Source organism: Telluria sp. ZB4P36 (genome assembly GCF_059685865.1).
This window is the reverse complement of record NZ_JCASIE010000005.1, coordinates 170,229-187,480: the sequence shown is the minus strand read 5'-3', so window position 1 is coordinate 187,480 and position 17,252 is coordinate 170,229. Positions and strand designations below refer to the sequence as shown.

The 17,252-nt window shown below is 67.9% G+C and carries 16 protein-coding genes and 1 pseudogene; 7 read left to right on the top strand and 10 right to left on the bottom strand.

The genetic code is table 11. The features are described from left to right. Positions 1-83 precede the first annotated feature (83 nt). From AC56LK_RS10090 to AC56LK_RS10075, 4 genes and pseudogenes are all read left to right on the top strand, one after another. Positions 84-494 (top strand): GntR family transcriptional regulator, encoded by a 411-nt coding sequence (locus AC56LK_RS10090; RefSeq protein WP_497184418.1) that lies wholly within the window; start codon positions 84-86, stop codon positions 492-494. Positions 495-502: 8 nt separating this feature from the next. Then, positions 503-919, top strand: a pseudogene (locus tag AC56LK_RS10085) (ATP-binding cassette domain-containing protein); the annotation flags it as partial. A 397-nt stretch (positions 920-1,316) separates the two neighbouring features. Beyond that, positions 1,317-1,997: an alpha/beta hydrolase family protein gene (locus AC56LK_RS10080; protein WP_497184417.1), complete on the top strand. Its 681-nt coding sequence runs from the start codon at positions 1,317-1,319 to the stop codon at positions 1,995-1,997. A 57-nt stretch (positions 1,998-2,054) separates the two neighbouring features. Further along, entirely contained in the window at positions 2,055-2,519 is a 465-nt protein-coding gene (locus AC56LK_RS10075; protein ID WP_497184416.1) for a hypothetical protein, read from the top strand. Here AC56LK_RS10075 and AC56LK_RS10070 read toward each other — a convergent pair. The 3 genes from AC56LK_RS10070 to AC56LK_RS10060 are packed head-to-tail and all read right to left on the bottom strand — an operon-like array spanning position 2,516 to position 6,732. Next, positions 2,516-3,223 (bottom strand): 2'-5' RNA ligase family protein, encoded by a 708-nt coding sequence (locus tag AC56LK_RS10070; RefSeq protein WP_497184415.1) that lies wholly within the window; start codon positions 3,221-3,223, stop codon positions 2,516-2,518. The two genes, AC56LK_RS10075 and AC56LK_RS10070, sit on opposite strands and share 4 nt — an antisense overlap. A 9-nt stretch (positions 3,224-3,232) precedes the next feature. Further along, a complete protein-coding gene (locus AC56LK_RS10065) occupies positions 3,233-5,083 on the bottom strand; it encodes a glucokinase (protein WP_497184414.1) in 1,851 nt (616 codons plus the stop codon). Next, entirely contained in the window at positions 5,083-6,732 is a 1,650-nt protein-coding gene (locus AC56LK_RS10060) for an alpha-glucosidase (RefSeq protein ID WP_497184413.1), read from the bottom strand. The genes AC56LK_RS10065 and AC56LK_RS10060 overlap by 1 nt, the downstream gene beginning before the upstream one ends. Positions 6,733-7,031: 299 nt before the next feature. On the opposite strand from AC56LK_RS10060, the gene AC56LK_RS10055 reads away from it, so the two are divergent. Together AC56LK_RS10055 and AC56LK_RS10050 are read left to right on the top strand one after the other, a co-directional pair. Further along, complete coding sequence (locus AC56LK_RS10055) at positions 7,032-8,570, top strand: POT-type proton-dependent oligopeptide transporter (protein WP_497184475.1); 1,539 nt, start codon at positions 7,032-7,034, stop codon at positions 8,568-8,570. Positions 8,571-8,624: 54 nt separating this feature from the next. Continuing rightward, on the top strand, positions 8,625-11,336 hold the full coding sequence (locus tag AC56LK_RS10050) for an alpha-1,6-glucosidase domain-containing protein (protein WP_497184412.1): 2,712 nt from the start codon (positions 8,625-8,627) through the stop codon (positions 11,334-11,336). Between the two features lie 4 nt (positions 11,337-11,340). Here the strand turns inward: AC56LK_RS10050 and AC56LK_RS10045 are convergent, their stop codons facing one another. Then, on the bottom strand, positions 11,341-11,655 hold the full coding sequence (locus AC56LK_RS10045) for a hypothetical protein (RefSeq protein WP_497184411.1): 315 nt from the start codon (positions 11,653-11,655) through the stop codon (positions 11,341-11,343). A gap of 75 nt (positions 11,656-11,730) precedes the next feature. Beyond that, positions 11,731-12,849 carry a TonB C-terminal domain-containing protein gene (locus AC56LK_RS10040; protein WP_497184410.1) on the bottom strand — a complete coding sequence of 373 codons (1,119 nt, stop codon included), beginning with the start codon at positions 12,847-12,849 and terminating at the stop codon, positions 11,731-11,733. Between the two features lie 134 nt (positions 12,850-12,983). Between AC56LK_RS10040 and AC56LK_RS10035 the strand changes: the two genes are divergently transcribed. Then, entirely contained in the window at positions 12,984-13,721 is a 738-nt protein-coding gene (locus AC56LK_RS10035; RefSeq protein ID WP_497184409.1) for a hypothetical protein, read from the top strand. A 2-nt stretch (positions 13,722-13,723) separates the two neighbouring features. On the opposite strand, the gene AC56LK_RS10030 is transcribed toward AC56LK_RS10035, so the two are convergent. Genes AC56LK_RS10030 through AC56LK_RS10010 form a run of 5 tightly spaced genes read right to left on the bottom strand, consistent with a single transcriptional unit; the run spans position 13,724 to position 17,245 of the window. Then, complete coding sequence (locus AC56LK_RS10030; RefSeq protein ID WP_497184408.1) at positions 13,724-14,473, bottom strand: ABC transporter ATP-binding protein; 750 nt, start codon at positions 14,471-14,473, stop codon at positions 13,724-13,726. Then, positions 14,463-15,221, bottom strand: a complete 759-nt coding sequence (locus AC56LK_RS10025; protein WP_497184407.1) for an ABC transporter permease — start codon at positions 15,219-15,221, stop codon at positions 14,463-14,465. Before AC56LK_RS10025 ends, AC56LK_RS10030 begins: the two co-directional genes overlap by 11 nt. Before the next feature lie 3 nt (positions 15,222-15,224). Beyond that, positions 15,225-15,647 (bottom strand): cupredoxin domain-containing protein, encoded by a 423-nt coding sequence (locus AC56LK_RS10020; protein WP_497184406.1) that lies wholly within the window; start codon positions 15,645-15,647, stop codon positions 15,225-15,227. Then, the gene (locus tag AC56LK_RS10015; RefSeq protein WP_497184405.1) at positions 15,648-16,223 is read right to left on the bottom strand and encodes an SCO family protein; all 576 of its coding nucleotides are present in this window, start codon (positions 16,221-16,223) and stop codon (positions 15,648-15,650) included. Further along, positions 16,220-17,245, bottom strand: a complete 1,026-nt coding sequence (locus AC56LK_RS10010; protein WP_497184404.1) for an ABC transporter substrate-binding protein — start codon at positions 17,243-17,245, stop codon at positions 16,220-16,222. Before AC56LK_RS10010 ends, AC56LK_RS10015 begins: the two co-directional genes overlap by 4 nt. Positions 17,246-17,252 lie beyond the last annotated feature (7 nt).

The window sequence follows — 17,252 nt, the reverse complement described above, 5'->3', positions numbered from 1 at the left end:
CCTCCCCTCCCATGCACTGGGTATTGACGGGGTCCTGGCGCGATGCTACTGTACTAACCGTACTAGTACAGTCTGGAGACCGCATGAGCCGCCGAACACCCCTGATGCTCAACATCGCCACCGGCGACACCCGCCCGATCAACCGCCAGATCGTCGACGGCGTACGCCGCCTGATCGCCGGCGGCGAGCTGCCGGTGGGCGCCGCCCTGCCCAGCGTGCGCGGCCTGGCCCAGCAGCTGTCGATCAATCCGAACACCGTGGCCAAGGCCTACGGCGAACTGGCCGCCGAAGGCTGGGTCGAAGCGCGCGCGGGCCTCGGCTTGTTCGTGCTGCCGCCACGCCAGCTGCTGTCGGATGCCGAGCGCGAACGCCGCCTGGGCGAGGCGGTCGACCGCTTCACCGGCGACGTCATCGGCCTGGGCTATACCAACGACGAAGTGCTCGACCGTGTTGCCGGCGAGCTGGCCGCCTGCCTGCCGCGCAAGCTCGCATAAGGATTAGCATGAACGACTTCGTCATCTCGACCGACCGGCTGTGCCTGTCCTACAAGGGCAAGCAAGCCCTCGACCACCTGAGCCTGCACCTGCCGCGCGGCGGCGTGCATGCCATCGTCGGCGCCAACGGCGCCGGCAAGTCCACCCTGTTCCGCGTGCTGCTCGGCTTCGCCTGCGCCGACAGCGGCTCCGCCTCGGTGCTGGGCTGCGACAGCCGCCTCCTATCCCCGCAGCTGCGCTCGCGCATCGGCTTCGTCAATGAAGAGCACACCCTGCCGGCCTGGATGCGGGTCGCGGAACTGGCCAACATGCAGCGCCGTCTCTACCCGCTGTGGAACGATGCGCGCTACCGCCAGGTGCTGGCCAACTTCAACGTCGCCGACCGCCAGCGGATCGCCGAGCTGTCGCGCGGCGAACGCGCCGGCGTCAGCCTGGCCCTCGCCCTGGCGCAGGGGCCGGAACTGCTGATCCTCGACGAACCCACGCTCGGCCTGGACGTCGTGGCCAAGCGCGCCTTCCTCGACGCCCTGCTGCAGACCAGCCTGGACGACGGCGCCACCGTCGTCTACTGCTCGCACCAGATGGAAGAGATCGAGCGCGTCGCCGACAACCTCGTGATCCTCGAGCGCGGCCTGCTGCGCCACATGTCGCCGCCCGGCGACTTCTGCGAGCGGGTCAGCCTGTGGATCGCCGACTTCCCCTTCCGCCAACCCGAAGCCGCCCACCTGCCCGGCGTGCTCGAGATGCGCGTGATCGACGGCCTGACCCACCTGGTGGTGTTCGACGGCGGCATCGATTTCGGCCACCGCCTGCGCCTGATGGGTGCACGACCGGCTACGGCGAACGCTATATGCGGGCGCGCCGGGCGCCGACTACGGCAACGGCCGCGTGCAGGCCGACATCATCGACGGCGTGCGCTGGCTGCTGGCCCAGGGCGTCGGCGATCCGCGGCGCCTCGGCATCGCGGGTTCGTCCTTCGGCGGCTATGCCACCCTGCTGGCGCTGAGCCATACACCGGACATGTTCCGCTTCGGCCTGGCGGGCCAGCCGCCCACCGACTTCGCCCGCAACATGCGGGTGTCGGCAGCGGCGCCGGCCAGGCCGGGCGAGCGGCCGCTGCGCCGGGTGCTGGCGGCAGTGGGCATCGACCCGGACGATCCGGCGCAGATGCAGCCGATAGCGCGCGCCGCGCCCGTGCGCCTGGCCGCGCAGGTGCGCACACCGCTGCTGGTGATCGCCGGCGGCAAGGACGAACTGGTCGAGGTGGAGGCGGTCGCCGACTATGTCGCCCGCCTGCAGGAACTGGGCAAGCCGGTCAGCCTGCTGGTCGATCCCGAGGAAGGCCACAATGCCCGCAACCCGCTGGCGCGCAAGGCGCAGATGCACCTGCTGCTGCGGATGCTGCATCGTTACCTGGGCGCCCCGCCGCCGCCGGCCCCAGGGGCCGACCTGGCGCGCTACCTCGCCCGCAACTTGCGGGCCGATGCTGCCCTGGGCCAGTGATTGTTGCCGCTGCAACACACGGCGTGTAGACTTGCAGCTCACACTACGAGGCACTCCATGTCGACACGCGCTGCAATCCGTCCTTCCCTGTCCCTGCTGGCCGCTGCCCTGGTCGTGGCCCTGGCGGCCACCGGCTGCAAGCGCGCCGAGCGCGAGGAAGCGAAGCCGGCACCCGCGGTCGTCAAGGAAGCGCCGCTGCGCAGCAAGGAGCAGGCAATGACGGCCCTGCTCGCCGTGCCGGAACTGAAGGCCTGGTCCGAGCAGATCGAGAAGCGCTCGAAGGGCAAGGCCCACGGCGCGGTCATCGAGGACGATCCGGTGCCGCGCGAGATCAGCGGCAAGAAGTATTACCAGCTGAGCTTCGTCGAAAACCGCGCCGCCGACGTGCGCCGCCGCGAAAGCTTCCTCGTTTCGCAGCAGGGGGACGAGATCCTGGTGGAAGATGCCGAGGCAGATACGCTGCTCACACTGCAGGAATGGCGGCGCAGGATCGAGCGGGTCGAGCTCAAGAGCGCAGACTAGGCCGGCAGGCGCAACACCTCCACCCGCTCCAGCTGCGCGCTCGACATATACCAGTCGTTGATCACCAGTTCCAGCTGGTCCACCCGCATGCTGCCCAGCGGCTCGTCGCGCAGTTCCGCCAGCAGCGCCGCAAAGCGGGACGGGTTCCGCAAGGGCGCGGCAAAGCGGAACAGGGTCGCATGGGCGGTCACCAGGCGGTAGCGCTGGTCGAGCGTGCCGGCCAGGCCGCGCGCCAGCAATTCGCCGCGCAGGCGTTCACGCAAGCCTTCCAGCGCCGGGCCGCGGGGAACACCGCGCGCCAGCACCGCGCCGCGCGACAGCGCGATGCCGTCGAAGTCGATCTCGAAGGCCGCCATGCCGTCCAGCGCCGCATGCACGGCAGCGCGGTACTCCTCCAACCTGCCCACCTGGGCGGCCGGATCTTCCGTGGCGGTGAACAGGGACAGGACGGTGAGGTGCATGTCGGCAGGGGGATGGCGGTACTGATCCGGTTCGGCGGCGGCCAGCCGGCCGAGCAGCGCATCGAAACGCGCCGCCAGCGCCGCGCCGGGACGCGCGACCAGGGTCAGGCCGCGGCGCGTATCGGGTCCGGCGGCGAGGCGCTCGTCGCGGTCGATGTCGCCGGCGGCGATCGCGCCATAAGCGCGCTCCCACATGGCGGCGTAATGGGCGTGCAGGTCGGACGAAGGCGGACTGTTCGTCATGCCGCCGGCTCAGCTATCCAGGTGCGAGATCAACAGCCTGCGCTGTTCGATGTCCTGCGCTTCACCGTGCTGGCCATCCACCGAGATCCCCACCGCCAGGATGTCGATCAGCAGCAGCTGCAGGATGCGCGAGATCATCGACAGGAAGCTGGTGCTGTCTTCCGCATGGTCCACCGCCAGGCAGACCGTGGCCTTGCGTGCCAAAGGCGACTGGCTGTTGCTGATGGCGATCACGTCGGCGCCGGCGGCGCGGGCGATGTCCACCGCCTCCAGCAATTCGGCGATGCTGCCCGAATTCGACACGGCAATGACGACGTCGCCCGGTTGCAGCAGTTCGGCCGCGAGGCGGAACAGGTGCGAGTCGCCGTACAGCGAGGTCGGAATACGGAAGCGGAAGAATTTGTGCTGTCCGTCCAGCGCCACCGCGCGCGAATTCCCCATCGCGAAGAACTCGACGCGGCGCGCCCGGCTCACCAGTTCGATGGCGCGGTCGAGCGCGCGCACGTCGAGCTGGTCGCGGAAGCGCAGGATCGCCGACACCGTGTTGTCGATCACCTTGGCCGACAGGTCGTGGGTGCTGTCGCTGAAACGCACCTGGCTGTGGCGCACCGGGATCGAGCCGGTCAGGCTGCTCGCGAATTTCAGCTTGAAGTCGGCCAGGCCCTGGAAGCCGAGCGAGCGGCAGAAACGGATCACGGTCGGCTGGCTCACAACCGCCAGGCGCGCGATCTCGGCGATCGGCTCGTTCAGCACCAGGCGCGGCTGTTCCAGCACCAGGGCCGCCACGCGCTGCTCGGCCGGACTGAGGGCGTGGCGCAGCTGCTGGACCCGTTCCATCAGGGTGTTGGCGCCGCTGCGGCCGCGCAGGTGCTCGGCAAGGATGCTCGCCACCCCGCGCAAGGCCGGGTTGGGCGCGGTGATGACATAGGTCGGGATGCCGGCCAGGTAGCGTGAAAAGCGGCCCTTGGCCTCGAAGCGGGCGCGGAAGGGCGAGCCGGCAAACCATTCGCCCATGCGCGGCACGATGCCGCCGCCGATGAAGATGCCCCCAAAAGCGCCCAGCGTCACCGCCAGGTTGGCGGCGGCGCCGCCCAGCATGCCGCAAAAGCATTCCAGGGTTTCCAGGCACAGCGGGTCCTGCTGGTCGAGCGCGCAGGCGATGATGTCGGCCGCCTTGCGCTGCGGCGCTGCGATGTTGTTACGCTCGGCCAGCGCGCGGTGGATGATTTCCATGCCGGGGCCGGAGATCAGGCGTTCGTTCGAGACGTGCTGCCACTCCTTCCATGCGGTCTGCAGGATGGCGAACTCGCGCTCGTCGGCCGGGGCGAAGTTGACATGCCCCCCTTCGCTGCCGAGGGTGACGACACCGTCGGCGGTCGGGATCACGCCCGACACGCCCAGGCCCGTACCCGGCCCCAGCACGCCGACCACGGCGTTCGGCGCCGGCGCGCCCTGCCCCACCTGCATCAGGTCGGCCGGAGCGAAGCCGGGGATGGCCATCGCCAGCGCGGTGAAGTCGTTGACGATCAGGAGGGTGCTCAAGCCCAGCTCGCGCCGCACCGCGTCGGTCGAGAACTGCCAGTCGCGGTTGGTCATGCGGACGAAGTCGCCGCTGATCGGGTTGGCCACCGCCAGGGCCGCGTGGTGCAGCTTGACGCCGCCATGGTCTTGCAGGTAGTGGCGCAGCAGCGGGACGATGCCGTCGAAATCCTCGCACTTGAGCACGCGCACGGCGCTGAACACGCCGGGCGCGGTCTGCAGGGCGAAGCGCGCGTGGGTGGCGCCGATGTCGGCCAGCAGGCGCGCTCCGTCGGCGAAGGCGCTGCGCGCGGACTTGTCGAGCTCCCCCGCGCTCTCCATTACCGAGCGCCCGGGATACTGCCGAACCAGGCGCCGTAGGGCGGGAGGGTGACTTTGCCGCCAACTGCCTGCCCCGGCAGCCCATGCGCATCCAGCCCCTGCGCCGCCGCGCTTTCCGGCCAGTCGAAGCTGACTTCACGGTTCGAGAGGTTGAAGGCGGCCAGCACGCTGTCCATGCCTGCCACGTCGCGGCGCAGGGCCAGCACCGGCTCCGGCGCATCGAAGAAGGCGATCTCGCCGCGGGTCAGCTGCGGCATGCTGCGGCGCCAGGCAATGAAGCGGCGCTGGAAGTTCAGCATCGACGCCGGATCGCGGTCCTGCTGCGCGACGCTGGCCGCGCGGTGCGGCTCGGCCACCGGCAGCCACGGGGTGCCGGTGGTGAAGCCGGCATGCGGCGCCTCACGCGTCCAGGGCATCGGGGTGCGGCAGCCGTCGCGGCCCTTGAACTCGGGCCAGAAGGTGATGCCGTAGGGGTCCTGCAGCAGCTCATACGGCACCTCCGCTTCGCTCAAGGCCAGCTCGTCGCCCTGGTACAGGCAAGGGGTACCCTTGAGCGAGAGCTGCATGGCCAGCACCAGCTTGGCCAAGGCCGGGGTCGCGCTTTGACCTTCCGCGCCGCCCCAGCGGGTGACAACGCGGATGGCGTCGTGGTTGCCGACCGACCAGGAGGCCCAGCCATCCTTCACGCGCTCCCTGAAATCCTCGACCTGCTTGCGGATATGGGCAGCCGTGAACTGCGGCGTGAGCAGGTTGAAGCTGTAGGCCATGTGCAGCTTGTCGCCGCCCTCGGTGTACTCGGCCATCTGCGCCAGCGCGTCATCGGAGCTGACCTCGCCGATCGAGACCGCGCCGAACTCGTTCAGCTGGGCGCGCACGCGCTGCAGGAAGGCGATGTTCTCCGGCTGGGTCTTGTCGTACAGGTGGGCCTGCATGCCGTAGGGGTTCACGTCGGTCACGGTCGAGGTGTCGCGCACCAGGGCCGGCGGGTTGCTGCGCAACTGGCGGTCGTGGAAGTGGAACACGCAGGCGTCCATGCGCACGCCGTCCACGCCGCGCGCCAGCCAGAAGCGCTGCGCATCCAGGTGGGCTTGCTGCACTTCCGGGTTGTGGAAGTTCAGCTGCGGCTGGCTGACCAGGAAGTTGTGCATGTAGTACTGCTTGCGGCGGGTATCCCACTGCCAGGCCGAACCGCCGAACACCGACAGCCAGTTATTCGGCGGGCAGCCGTCCGGGAGCGGATCGGCCCACACATACCAGTCCGACTTCGGATTGTCGCGCCTCTTGCGGCTTTCGGCGAACCAGGGATGGGTGTCGGCGGTGTGCGACATCACCTGGTCGATCATGATCTTCAGGCCCAGGCCGTGCGCCTTGGCGACCAGTTTGTCGAAGTCGTCCAGGGTGCCGAACAGCGGGTCGACGTCGCAGTAGTCGGCGATGTCGTAGCCGAAGTCCTTCATCGGCGACTTGAAGAAGGGCGACAGCCAGACGATGTCCACGCCCAGGCTCGCGATGTAGTCGAGCTTCTCGGTGATGCCCGCCAGGTCGCCCACGCCGTCGCCATTGGTGTCGAGGTAGCTGCGCGGATAGACCTGGTAGATGATGGCTTCTTTCCACCAGTTCGGGTTGTCGGTCGTCGAGATCTGGGTCATGGCAGGTCCGTGAGGATAGGTCAGAATTCTAGGCAATATACAGGATGAGAAAAAACTTTACAATCGGTCAATCATGCGCCACTCAACCGCTATTCCCTTTTATTTCAAGCACTTAACAAAAACCTCCGCGTGATGGATCCAAACAAAAAGTAGCTAAACTACGGGTCATTTGTATCGGTAATGTTTCGCGACGATATTTTTATTGCAAAGTAACTGAGCCTCGGCATAGGATCGCGTCTGTATCGTTTTCCGAGGAAGCCATGAATGCTCCAGCAACCGAAGTGAAGAGCACCGGCCGCATGCCGCGGCAGATCCCCTACATCATCGCCAACGAGGGCTGCGAGCGCTTCAGCTTCTACGGCATGCGCAACATCCTGACGCCCTTCCTGATCTCGACCTTGCTGCTGTTCGTGGCCGAGGCCCATCGCCCCAGCGAAGCCAAGCACGTGTTCCACACCTTCATGATGGGCGTGTATTTCTTCCCCTTGCTGGGCGGCTGGCTGGCCGACCGTTTCTTCGGGAAGTACAACACCATCTTCTGGTTCAGCCTGATCTATTGCGCCGGCCACGCCTGCCTGGCCATTTTCGAGGACAGCGTCAATGGCTTCTATTTCGGCCTCTTCCTGATCGCCTTCGGTTCCGGCGGCATCAAGCCGCTGGTGGCGTCCTTCGTGGGCGACCAGTTCGACAAGACCAACAAGGACAAGGCGAAGGTGGTGTTCGACGCCTTCTACTGGATCATCAACTTCGGCTCCTTCTTCGCATCGGCACTGATGCCGATTTTCCTGCGCGACTACGGCCCCTCGGTCGCCTTCGGCATCCCGGGCATCCTGATGTTCATCGCCACCATGGTCCTGTGGAGCGGCAAGAAGAAATACGTGCACGTCCCGCCGGCGCCGAGCGATCCGCACTCCTTCCTGCGCGTGGTGCGCACCGCCGTGCTGGCAAGGCAGCCCGGGGCGGGCCGTCCGGGACTGATCGTCGCCGTGATCGGCATGGTCGGCGCCCTCTTCTCGCTGGCGAACATCCCAAGCTGGGGTTTCGTCATCGCCGCCTGCACCGCGCTGGTGCTGCTGCTGGCCTGCGTCGGCATCGGCGCCTCGATGCAGCTGGACCGCGCCCGCGGCGTCCACCCCGACGCCGCCGTTGACGGCGTGCGTGCCGTGCTGCGCATCCTGATCGTGTTCGGCCTGGTGACCCCGTTCTGGTCGCTGTTTGACCAGAAGGCCTCGACCTGGATCGTGCAGGCCAACGCCATGTCCACCGAAGTGAACCTGCTGGGCTGGACCTTCAACGTCATCCCGGCCCAGATGCAGGCGCTGAATCCGCTGCTGGTGATGCTGCTCATCCCCTTCAACAACCTGGTGCTGTTCCCGCTGCTGAACAAGATGGGCCTGGTGCCGACCGCCCTGCGCCGCATGACCGCCGGCATCGCGTTTTCGGCGCTGGCCTGGATCGTGGTCGGCAATCTGCAGGTACAGCTCGACGGCGGCGACACGGTGTCGATCGCATGGCAGATCCTGCCGTATGCGCTGCTGACCCTGGGCGAGGTGCTGGTCTCGGCCACCGGCCTCGAATTCGCCTACAGCCAGGCTCCGGCATCGATGAAGGGCGTGATCATGGCGCTGTGGTACCTGGCGGTCACGGTCGGCAACCTGTGGGTGCTGATCGTGAACGCGGGCGTGAAGAACGGGGCCGTGATCGCCCACATCGAAAACTCCGGCGTGGGCGTGATCGCCTTCCAGATGTATTTCTTCGCCGCCTTCGCGCTGCTGGCCGCGCTGGCCTTCGGCCTGTACGCCAGGCGCTACAAGATGGTCGATCACTACCGCGCCTGATTTTTCCATGGGCGGGCCGCGGCCCGCCCTGCTTCACCCACTTCCCTCGCCACGATGACCCGACTCCATTACGCGGCCCTTGCGGCCGCCGCTTTCGCCTCGTCCGCCCACGCCGCGGTCCCCCTCGAGACCTGCAACGACCCTGCGTTCCAGCAGGTCTTGCATGCCTCCAGCGCCAGCTTCGACGCGCGCGCCGTCTGGCTCGACCGCCGCCTCCTGACCTGGCCCGGCGCCGACGCGGGCGCCGCCTTCCGCCTCTATCACTCGGCCAAGGCCTCCATCGTCGCCAGGCCGGGCGCCAAAGTGGAAGGCGCCGATGGCGCATTGGCGCTCGAGGCTTCCGACGCAACACTGCCGGTCCGCTTCAAGTACGTGGCGGCCGGGCCGGTCCTGTCGGTGCGCGCGGCCGACCTGGCGCGCATGAAGGACCTGCACCGCGGCCAGCTGGTGCTGGTGCAGGAAGCCGCGGACGGCACGGTGCGCGCGGCGACCCGCATCCAGGTAGCGGGCGCGCTGGACGACCTGTATGCCGCCGCCGAAGCCATCTCCGACCTCGGCGCCACGCCGAAGAAGGGCCGCACCGGTTTCCGCCTGTGGGCGCCGACCGCGCGCACGGCCGCCGTCTGCAGCTACGACAGCGCCACCGGCAAGGCCAGCGCAGTGCACCAGATGGCCTTCGACGCGCGTACCGGCGCCTGGAACACGCAGGTGGCGCGCGACCTGTCAGGCAGCTACTACCGCTACGCGGTGGACGTGGCGGTCGACGGCATGGGCCTGGTGCGCAACCTGGTGACCGATCCGTATTCGGTCAGCCTCACCACCGACTCGAAGCGCAGCTACGTCGCCGACCTCGGTGCGGCAAGCCTGAAGCCGAAGGGCTGGGACGCGACGCGTCCACCGGACACGGTCAAGGCCCAGACCGACATGGTGATCTACGAGCTGCACGTGCGCGACTTCTCGATCAACGATCCGAGCGTGCCGGCGGAGAAACGCGGCAAGTACACGGCTTTCGGCGAAGGCAGCTCGAACGGCATGCGCCACCTGAAGGCCCTGGCCAAGGCCGGCCTGACCGACATCCACCTGCTGCCGGTCTATGACCTGGGCAGTGTGCCGGAAAAGGATTGCGCGGTACCGCAGCCATCGGGCACGCCGGACGGCGAGAGCCAGCAGGCCCTCACCCGCAAGACCGCCGATCTGGATTGCTTCAACTGGGGCTACGATCCCTACCACTACAGCGCGCCGGAAGGCAGCTACGCGAGCGACCCTGCGGACGGCGCGCGCCGCATCCTCGAATTCCGCCAGATGGTGATGGACCTGCACCGCGCCGGCCTGCGGGTGGGCACCGACGTGGTCTACAACCACACCTTCATCGCCGGCCAGAACGAGAAGTCGGTGCTGGACCGCGTGGTGCCAGGCTACTACCACCGCCTCAACGCGACGGGCGGCATCGAGCGCTCGACCTGCTGCGACAACACGGCCACCGAGAACCGCATGATGGCCAAGCTGATGATCGACTCGGCCGAGCTGTGGACCCGCCACTACAAGATCGATTCCTTCCGCTTCGACCTGATGGGCCACCAGCCGCGCGCGGCGATGGAAGCCCTGCAGAAGCGGGTCGACAAGGCTGCCGGCCGCCACGTGCAGCTGATCGGCGAAGGCTGGAACTTCGGCGAGGTGGCCGATGGCGCGCGCTTCGTGCAGGCCTCGCAACTGTCGCTGAACGGTTCCGGCATCGGCACCTTCAGCGACCGCGCGCGCGACGCGGTACGCGGCGGCTCGGCCGGCGACTCGGGCGAAGCAATGGTGCGGCGCCAGGGCTACATCAATGGCCTGGTCTATGATCCAAACGCGCAAGGCGGCGAACACAAGCAGGTCGATTTGCTGCGCGCTGCCGACATGATCCGCGTCGGACTGGCCGGCTCGGTGCGCCCCTACGCCTTCCAGACCTTCGAAGGCCAGCTGCGCAAGCTGGACGACATCGCCTACGGCAAGCAGCCGGCCGGCTATGCCAGCCAGCCGGGCGAAGTGGTGAACTACGTCGAGAACCACGACAACCAAACCCTGTTCGACATCAACGTGCTCAAGCTGCCGGTGGACACCCCGCCGGCCGAGCGCGCCCGCGTGCAGGTGCTGGGCATGGCGATCAACGCCTTCAGCCAGGGCGTGGCCTACTACCACGCCGGCATCGATACCCTGCGTTCGAAGTCGCTGGACAAGAACAGCTTCAATTCGGGCGACTGGTTCAACCGCATCGACTGGAGCTACCAGGACAACTACTTCGGCACCGGCCTGCCGCAGAGCGACGACAACGGCAAGGACTGGCCCCTGCTCAAGCCCTACCTGGCCAGGGCCGCGGCGATCAGGCCCCAGCCGTCCGACATCGCCTTCGCCCGCGACGCCTTCCGCGACCTGCTGGCGATCCGCGCCAGCTCGACCCTGTTCCGCCTGCGCTCCAGCGCCGACATCGTCGAGCGCCTGCGCTTCTTCAACACGGGACCGCAGCAGCAGGCCACCGTGCTGGCGGCCTGGATCGACGGCAAGGGCTATCCGGGCGCGCGCTTCGCCGGCATCAGCTACCTGGTGAACGTGGACAAGGTGGCGCACACGGTGAGCGATGCGGCGCTGCGCGGCAAGCGCCTGAGGCTGCATCCGGTGCATGCGGCGGCGGGTGCGGCCGACAAGCGCGCCGCGCAGGCACGCTTCGACAGCGCGAGCGGCAGCTTCACGGTGCCGCCGCGCACCGCCGTGGTCTTCGTCGCGGAATGAAGATTCAGCCCGTCGGCCCAAGCAGGCGGGCGATCTCCACCGAACCCTTCTCGTCGAAGATCGGGCATTCCTCGGCCACGCTGACCGCCTCGTTGAAGTCGGCGGCCGTGATGACGCAGTAACCCGAGAGCGAGGCGCTGTTGAGTTTCGGGCCGAGCAGGCGGCTCGGCACCTCGACGCTGCTGTGCGACAGCCCGCCGCGGTCCACCAGCGTGGCGCCGAGCATCTCGAACCATTCCGCCCAGCGCTGCGGGTCGTGCTGCGGCCCTTCCGACTCGTCGACGGTCGATCCGCGGTAAACGATCAGGTATCGTTCCATGCCGGCTCCTCTGGTGTCATGTCCGGCAAACCTTATCAGAAGCCCGGCAGCGCCGACGCACAACAGGCCGCAGCCTCACTCCAGCCGGATGGCCATGTCGAAGACCCAGGTGCGGCGGATTTCGATGACGTCGTACTGGCGCGCCAGGGCCGGCGGGAAGGCACCGTAGGGCGCCTGGCTGGCGATCACCTTGCGCACCGCCTCGTCGAGCGCGGCCACGCCGCTGGAGCTCACGAACGTCACCTTTTCCACGCTGCCGTCGGCGCGCACCGCCACCGTCACCACCGGCCGGACGTGCGGCTGCCTGACCAGCTCGCGCACCATGTCGAAGCTCATGTTCAGCTCGATCTTGCGGCCCATGGCTTGCGCGTACTGGACCAGGTCGGCGTTCGGGTCGGCGCGTCCGAACAACCAGCCGCGGCGCAGGCCGCCGGCATTGCGCTGGGCCGCCTCCTGGTCGAGCTGCCGGCCGATCGCGCGCAGGCGCTCCTCGCGCCTGGCCTCTTGCTCGGCCTTCTCCAGCCTGGCCTGTTCTTTCCTGGCCTGCTCCTGCCTTGCCTGTTCCTGGCGGGCCTGCTCCTGTTTCGCGAGCTCCTGCCTTGCCAGCTCCTGCTTCGCCTGCTCCTGGCGTGCCGCGTCCAGCCTTTCCTGCTCGCGCCTTGCCGCATCCAGGCGCCCGGCTTCCACCCGCGCCGCCTCGTCCCTTGCGGCCTGCTCGACGCGGAAGGCCTCCTGCCGCAATCCTTCCTGGCGCGCCGCTTCCCGCTGCGCGAGCGCGATCAGTTCTGCCTGGCGCTGCTGCGCATCCTGTGTCTCGGGCGCGAGCGTGGCCTGCGCCGGCACGGGTTTGCTTTCTTCCTGTCTGGTCTCCAGATCCGGCTTGATGCTTTCAGTTGCGTCCGGTGCCGGCACCGGACGGGGAAGCGGCGCGGGACGGACCGCGGCGCCAGCTTCGACCAGGGGAAGCGGCAGGTCGGCGGGCACAGGCGCCGGCGCCGGCGCTGCGGTTTCGAGCACGACACGCAAGTCATGTGCGGCGAGACGCCGTTCTTCCCAGGGAAAGCGCAAGCCGGGAAGTCCCAACGCATCGCCGCCGAGGCTCAGGCTCAGGAACAGTGCATGCGCCAGCAAGGAGCCCAGCACCGCCATGCGCAGGCGCCATGGAAAACGCGGCGGGTAGGGAAGCGTGCTCAAGAAAGGATGGCAGGTGCCGACGGGACAAGGAATCCGTTGATGCTAGCACAACAACATCGGCGGCTGAGCGATTGAACTTGCAAAGAGAGAATTGGTGGATATGCAGCGCATGCCATTCGCTATACTCCGGGAATATGCCCAGCATCCCCCTTCCCTCCGCGGTCCCGGCCGCAGGCTTCGCAGCCGACCGCCGCCTGGCCGGCGTCCTCGCCACGGTCCTGGTCCATGCGGCACTGCTCATGGCCTGGCAAATGACGCGCACGCAGCCGCCGGCGCAGCAGCAAGAGGCAGCGCTCATGCAATGGGTCGACTTGCCGCCCTTGGTACCGGCCCCTGTTCCGGCGCCCGTACCGAGGGCCGTGGAGACACCCCGGCCCGGCCGTCCCGCACGCGCCCCGCGGGCGCCGGCCGCGCCCGCCGCGCCGGAGCCGGCTGCACCCATCGTCCAGGAACCCGCACCGGAGCCGGCAGCAGCGGAGCCGCCGGCCCGGCCCAGCGCCGCCGCCATCCTTGAAAACGCCCGGCGCAGCGTCGGCAGCATCGATCGCGCCCTGCGCAAGGAAAGCAAGCCCCTCATCGTGGCGCCGCCGGACAGTCCGCAACTGCGCATGCGCGCGGGCATGGAACAGGCCCACGCGCTGGCGCCGCCGCGCCTGTTCGAAGCGCCGAAGGTCGAGGAACTGGTGAACAACACCGGCGACGGCGCGCGCCGCACGCGCGTCATCTCGGGCCGGCGCACCTACTGCATCACCGAGCGCTCACCCGTCACCAACGTCGAAATGATTGAAATGCACGGCAAGATCAGGCTGACCAACTGTCCTGCGCCCGAGACGCCTGCCAAGCGCCAGGAATGGCGCACGGCGCGCGACTGAGGTCAGGCGAAGGAGAGCCCGAGCTGCTCCAGGATCGCATCCTTCATCTGTTGCAGCGCCGGGTCCGACACCTTGCGCGGATGCGGCTGCGCGACCGGGAACACCGAGCGGATCGTGGCCGGGCGTGGCGACAGCACCACCACGCGGTCGGCCAGGTAGAGCGCCTCTTCCACGTCGTGCGTGATCAGGATGACCGTATGATTCTCTTCGCGCAGCACGCGCAGCAGCTCGTTGCGCATCTTCAGCGCGGTGAGCGCGTCGAGCGCCGAGAAGGGCTCGTCCATCAGCAGGATGTCGGGCTTCACCGCCAGCGCGCGCGCGATCTCGACGCGTTTGAGCATGCCGCCCGAGAGCTCGTGCGGGTAGGACTTCTCGAAACCCTTCAGTCCCACCACCTCGGCGTAGTGGTCGGCGGTCGCCGCCCTGGCGGCATCGTCCCTGCCCGACAGGCCGAACATCAGGTTCTCGCGCACCGTCAGCCAGGGGAAGACCGAACCGTGCTGCGAGATCACGATCGCATTCGGCGAGGGCCGCGTGACCTGCACGCCGTCTATCGCCACCGCCCCGCTGTCGGGATGCTCGAAGCCCGACAGCAGCTTCATGAGGGTCGACTTGCCGCAGCCGGAGGGTCCGACGATGGCGATGAACTCGCCCGGCGCGACGTCCAGGTCGATGCCATCCACCACCTGCAGCGATTTGAAACCCTTGCGCAGGGCGCGGATCGCGATTTTGGATTCGACCTTAGCGTCCATAGCGCCACCTTACCTGTTTGAGACCTTCGAGGCGGCGCATCAGCGCGTCCAGCCCCAGGCCGATGAGACCGATGATGATCATGGCCGCCACCACCAGGTCGTAGCGGTTGCCGGCATTGCGCGCGTCCATGATCAGGAAACCCAGCCCGGAGCTGCGCACGATCATCTCGGCGGCCACCACCACCAGCCAGGCCACGCCGAGGGCGATGCGCATGCCGGTCAGGACTTCGGGCAGCACGGCCGGCACGATCACCTGGCGGAACAGCTTGGCGCGCGGGACGCCGAAGTTCTCGGCCGCGCGCAGGTAGCGCCCGTCGATGGCGTGCACGCCCGCCGAGGTCTGCACGATCAGCGGGAACACCGCGGCCAGGAAGATCAGGAATACCGGCGCGACGTCGCCCACGCCGAACCACAGGATCGCGATCGGGATCCAGGCGATCGGCGAGATCGGGCGCATGATCTGGAAAACCGGATTGAGCGTGCGGTAGGCGCCGTCCACCCGCCCCATCCACAGGCCGAGCGGCAGCGCGACCACCAGCGCCAGCAGGAAGCCGGTGGCCACCCGCACCAGCGAGGCGATGATGTGCTGCCACAGCGTGCCGTCCCTGGCCAGCTCCAGCATGCCGCTGGCCACCTGCTGCGGCGACGGGAAGATCAGGCTGCCGCTGGCCGCGATCGCGGCCCACCACAGGAGCACGATGGCGGCGATCACCAGCAGCGGGGGCCAAATCCGGTTCAATCTATCCATAGCTTATACGTTGCGGTTCAGTAGGGATTGCAGGCGCCACTTCAGGCGCGGCAGGCCGGCGGCAGGCGCTTCCTCGACCAGCACCGTCATCCTGCCGCTGGCGTGGGCGGTGCAGTCGAAGGGGTGCTCGCCGGCCTGGCCGAAGGGCAGGCGGAAGTCCTGTCCCGGCATGATCAGGACCGGGCCGAACATCTGCGGCACCGTATCGCTGTTGCGCAGCAGGAGCACGTCGCGCAGGCCCAGGGTCAGGGTGATGTGCTCCGGCAGGATGCTGGTCTTGTCGCCTTTCATGCGGCGCTCCCAGTTGCCCTTCGGGATCTCGAACAGCTGGTCGCGCGAGGCCGCATGCAGCGGTGCGAACGCGGCCCATGCCAGCGATGCTGCCGCCAGCGCCACCATGACGGCGATACCGATCCGTTTTTTCATCTACTCGGCCGCCAGCACGTTCACGTCGTGCACGATCTCGTCGGCCGGACGGCCGAAGGGCATCAGGGCGCGCAGCATGCCCTTCCTGTCGATGAAATACAGGTAGGACGAGTGTCCCATCTGGTAGCCGCCCTGGCCCGGGGGGGCAGGGAACCTGGTCGCCGTGATGCCGTAGTCCTTGCGGATGGCCGCCATCTGCTCGGGCGTGCCGGTCAGGCCGATAAAGCTTTTGTCGAACTGCACCAGGTAAGACTTCAGCCGTGCCGGCGTGTCGCGCTCCGGGTCGACCGAGACGAACACCACCTGCAGCCGGTCGGCGTGCGGGCCGAGCTTCTGGCGCGCCTGCGCCAGCGTGGCCAGCGAGGCCGGGCACACGGCCGGGCAATGGGTAAAGCCGAACTCCAGCACCACCACCTTGCCGCGCAGCGCGGACAGGCGGAAGCCGCTGCCGTCCGCGGCCTGCTGCGCGATCTCGGGCGCCGGCCGTGCCGGTGAGAAGCTACCCGATTTCAGCACCGGGGCGGCCTGCGCGGCAAGGGCTGCCGGCAGCAGTGCCGCAAGCAGGATGCGCTTCATAAGCCCACCTTCACCGGCCGGATGTTTTTCACGAAGCTCTCGTCCACGTATTGTTCGTAGCGCACCGGGCGCTTGAGCGTGCCCGCCTGCACCGACAGCTGCATCAGTTCGTCGAACTCGGCGCGCAACATGCGCAGGTCGCCATAGGTCACGCGGTCCGCGGGATTGTTCATGACGAAGCGGATGATGTTCGGGTCCTGGTTGAAGAATTTTCGGTTGGCGGCGATCACGGCCGCCTTGTCGCGGTTGGCCGGCGACGCATCGAGCCAGTTGCCGGCCGCCTGCACGTAGTTGACCAGGTCCTGCACCAGCGGACGATTGGTGTCGATGAGTTCCTGGCGCACGGTCAGCACGCAGCAGATGTAGTTGCGCCAGTGGTCGCGCGTCATCGACAACGGCCGCGCATAGCCGGCGCGCTGGGCCGCGGCCCCGAAAGGCTCGCCGGTGCAGTAGGCGTCGACGGCGCGGGCGTACAGCGCGGCCGGCATGTCCGGCGGCGCCATCTCGATGATCTCGATGTCCTTCGCGCTCATGCCTTCGCGCGCCAGCATCTTGCGCAGGAACAGATAGTCCACCGCGAAGCGGCTGGGGATGGCGATGCTCTTGCCGCGCAGGTCGGCAAACTTCCGGAAGGGCGAATCGGTGCGCACCATGATGACGGCGCCCGAACGGTGTCCCAGCGAGACGATCTTCAGTGGGATGCGCCAATCGGTCAGGTCCATCACCAGCGGCGCCAGCATGTAGGCGGCCTGGATGCGGCCCGTCATCAGGGATTCCTTGATCTCCGGCCAACCCGAGAACTTGTTGTACTCGAAAGCGGTGAAGGACGCCTCCGGCTTGCCGTCGGCAGCCGCCCTGGCCTTGCAGGCAATCGGCAGCGTCAGGTTGCAGGTGACCGGCAATCCACCCACGCGCAGCGGCCTGTCGGCCACCGCTGCGCGCGTGCCTGCGCCCATGCCGACCAGCGGCAGGGCCATTGCGCCACCAAGCAGTTGGCGCCGGCGCGGGGAATGTTCGTACATGGAACCG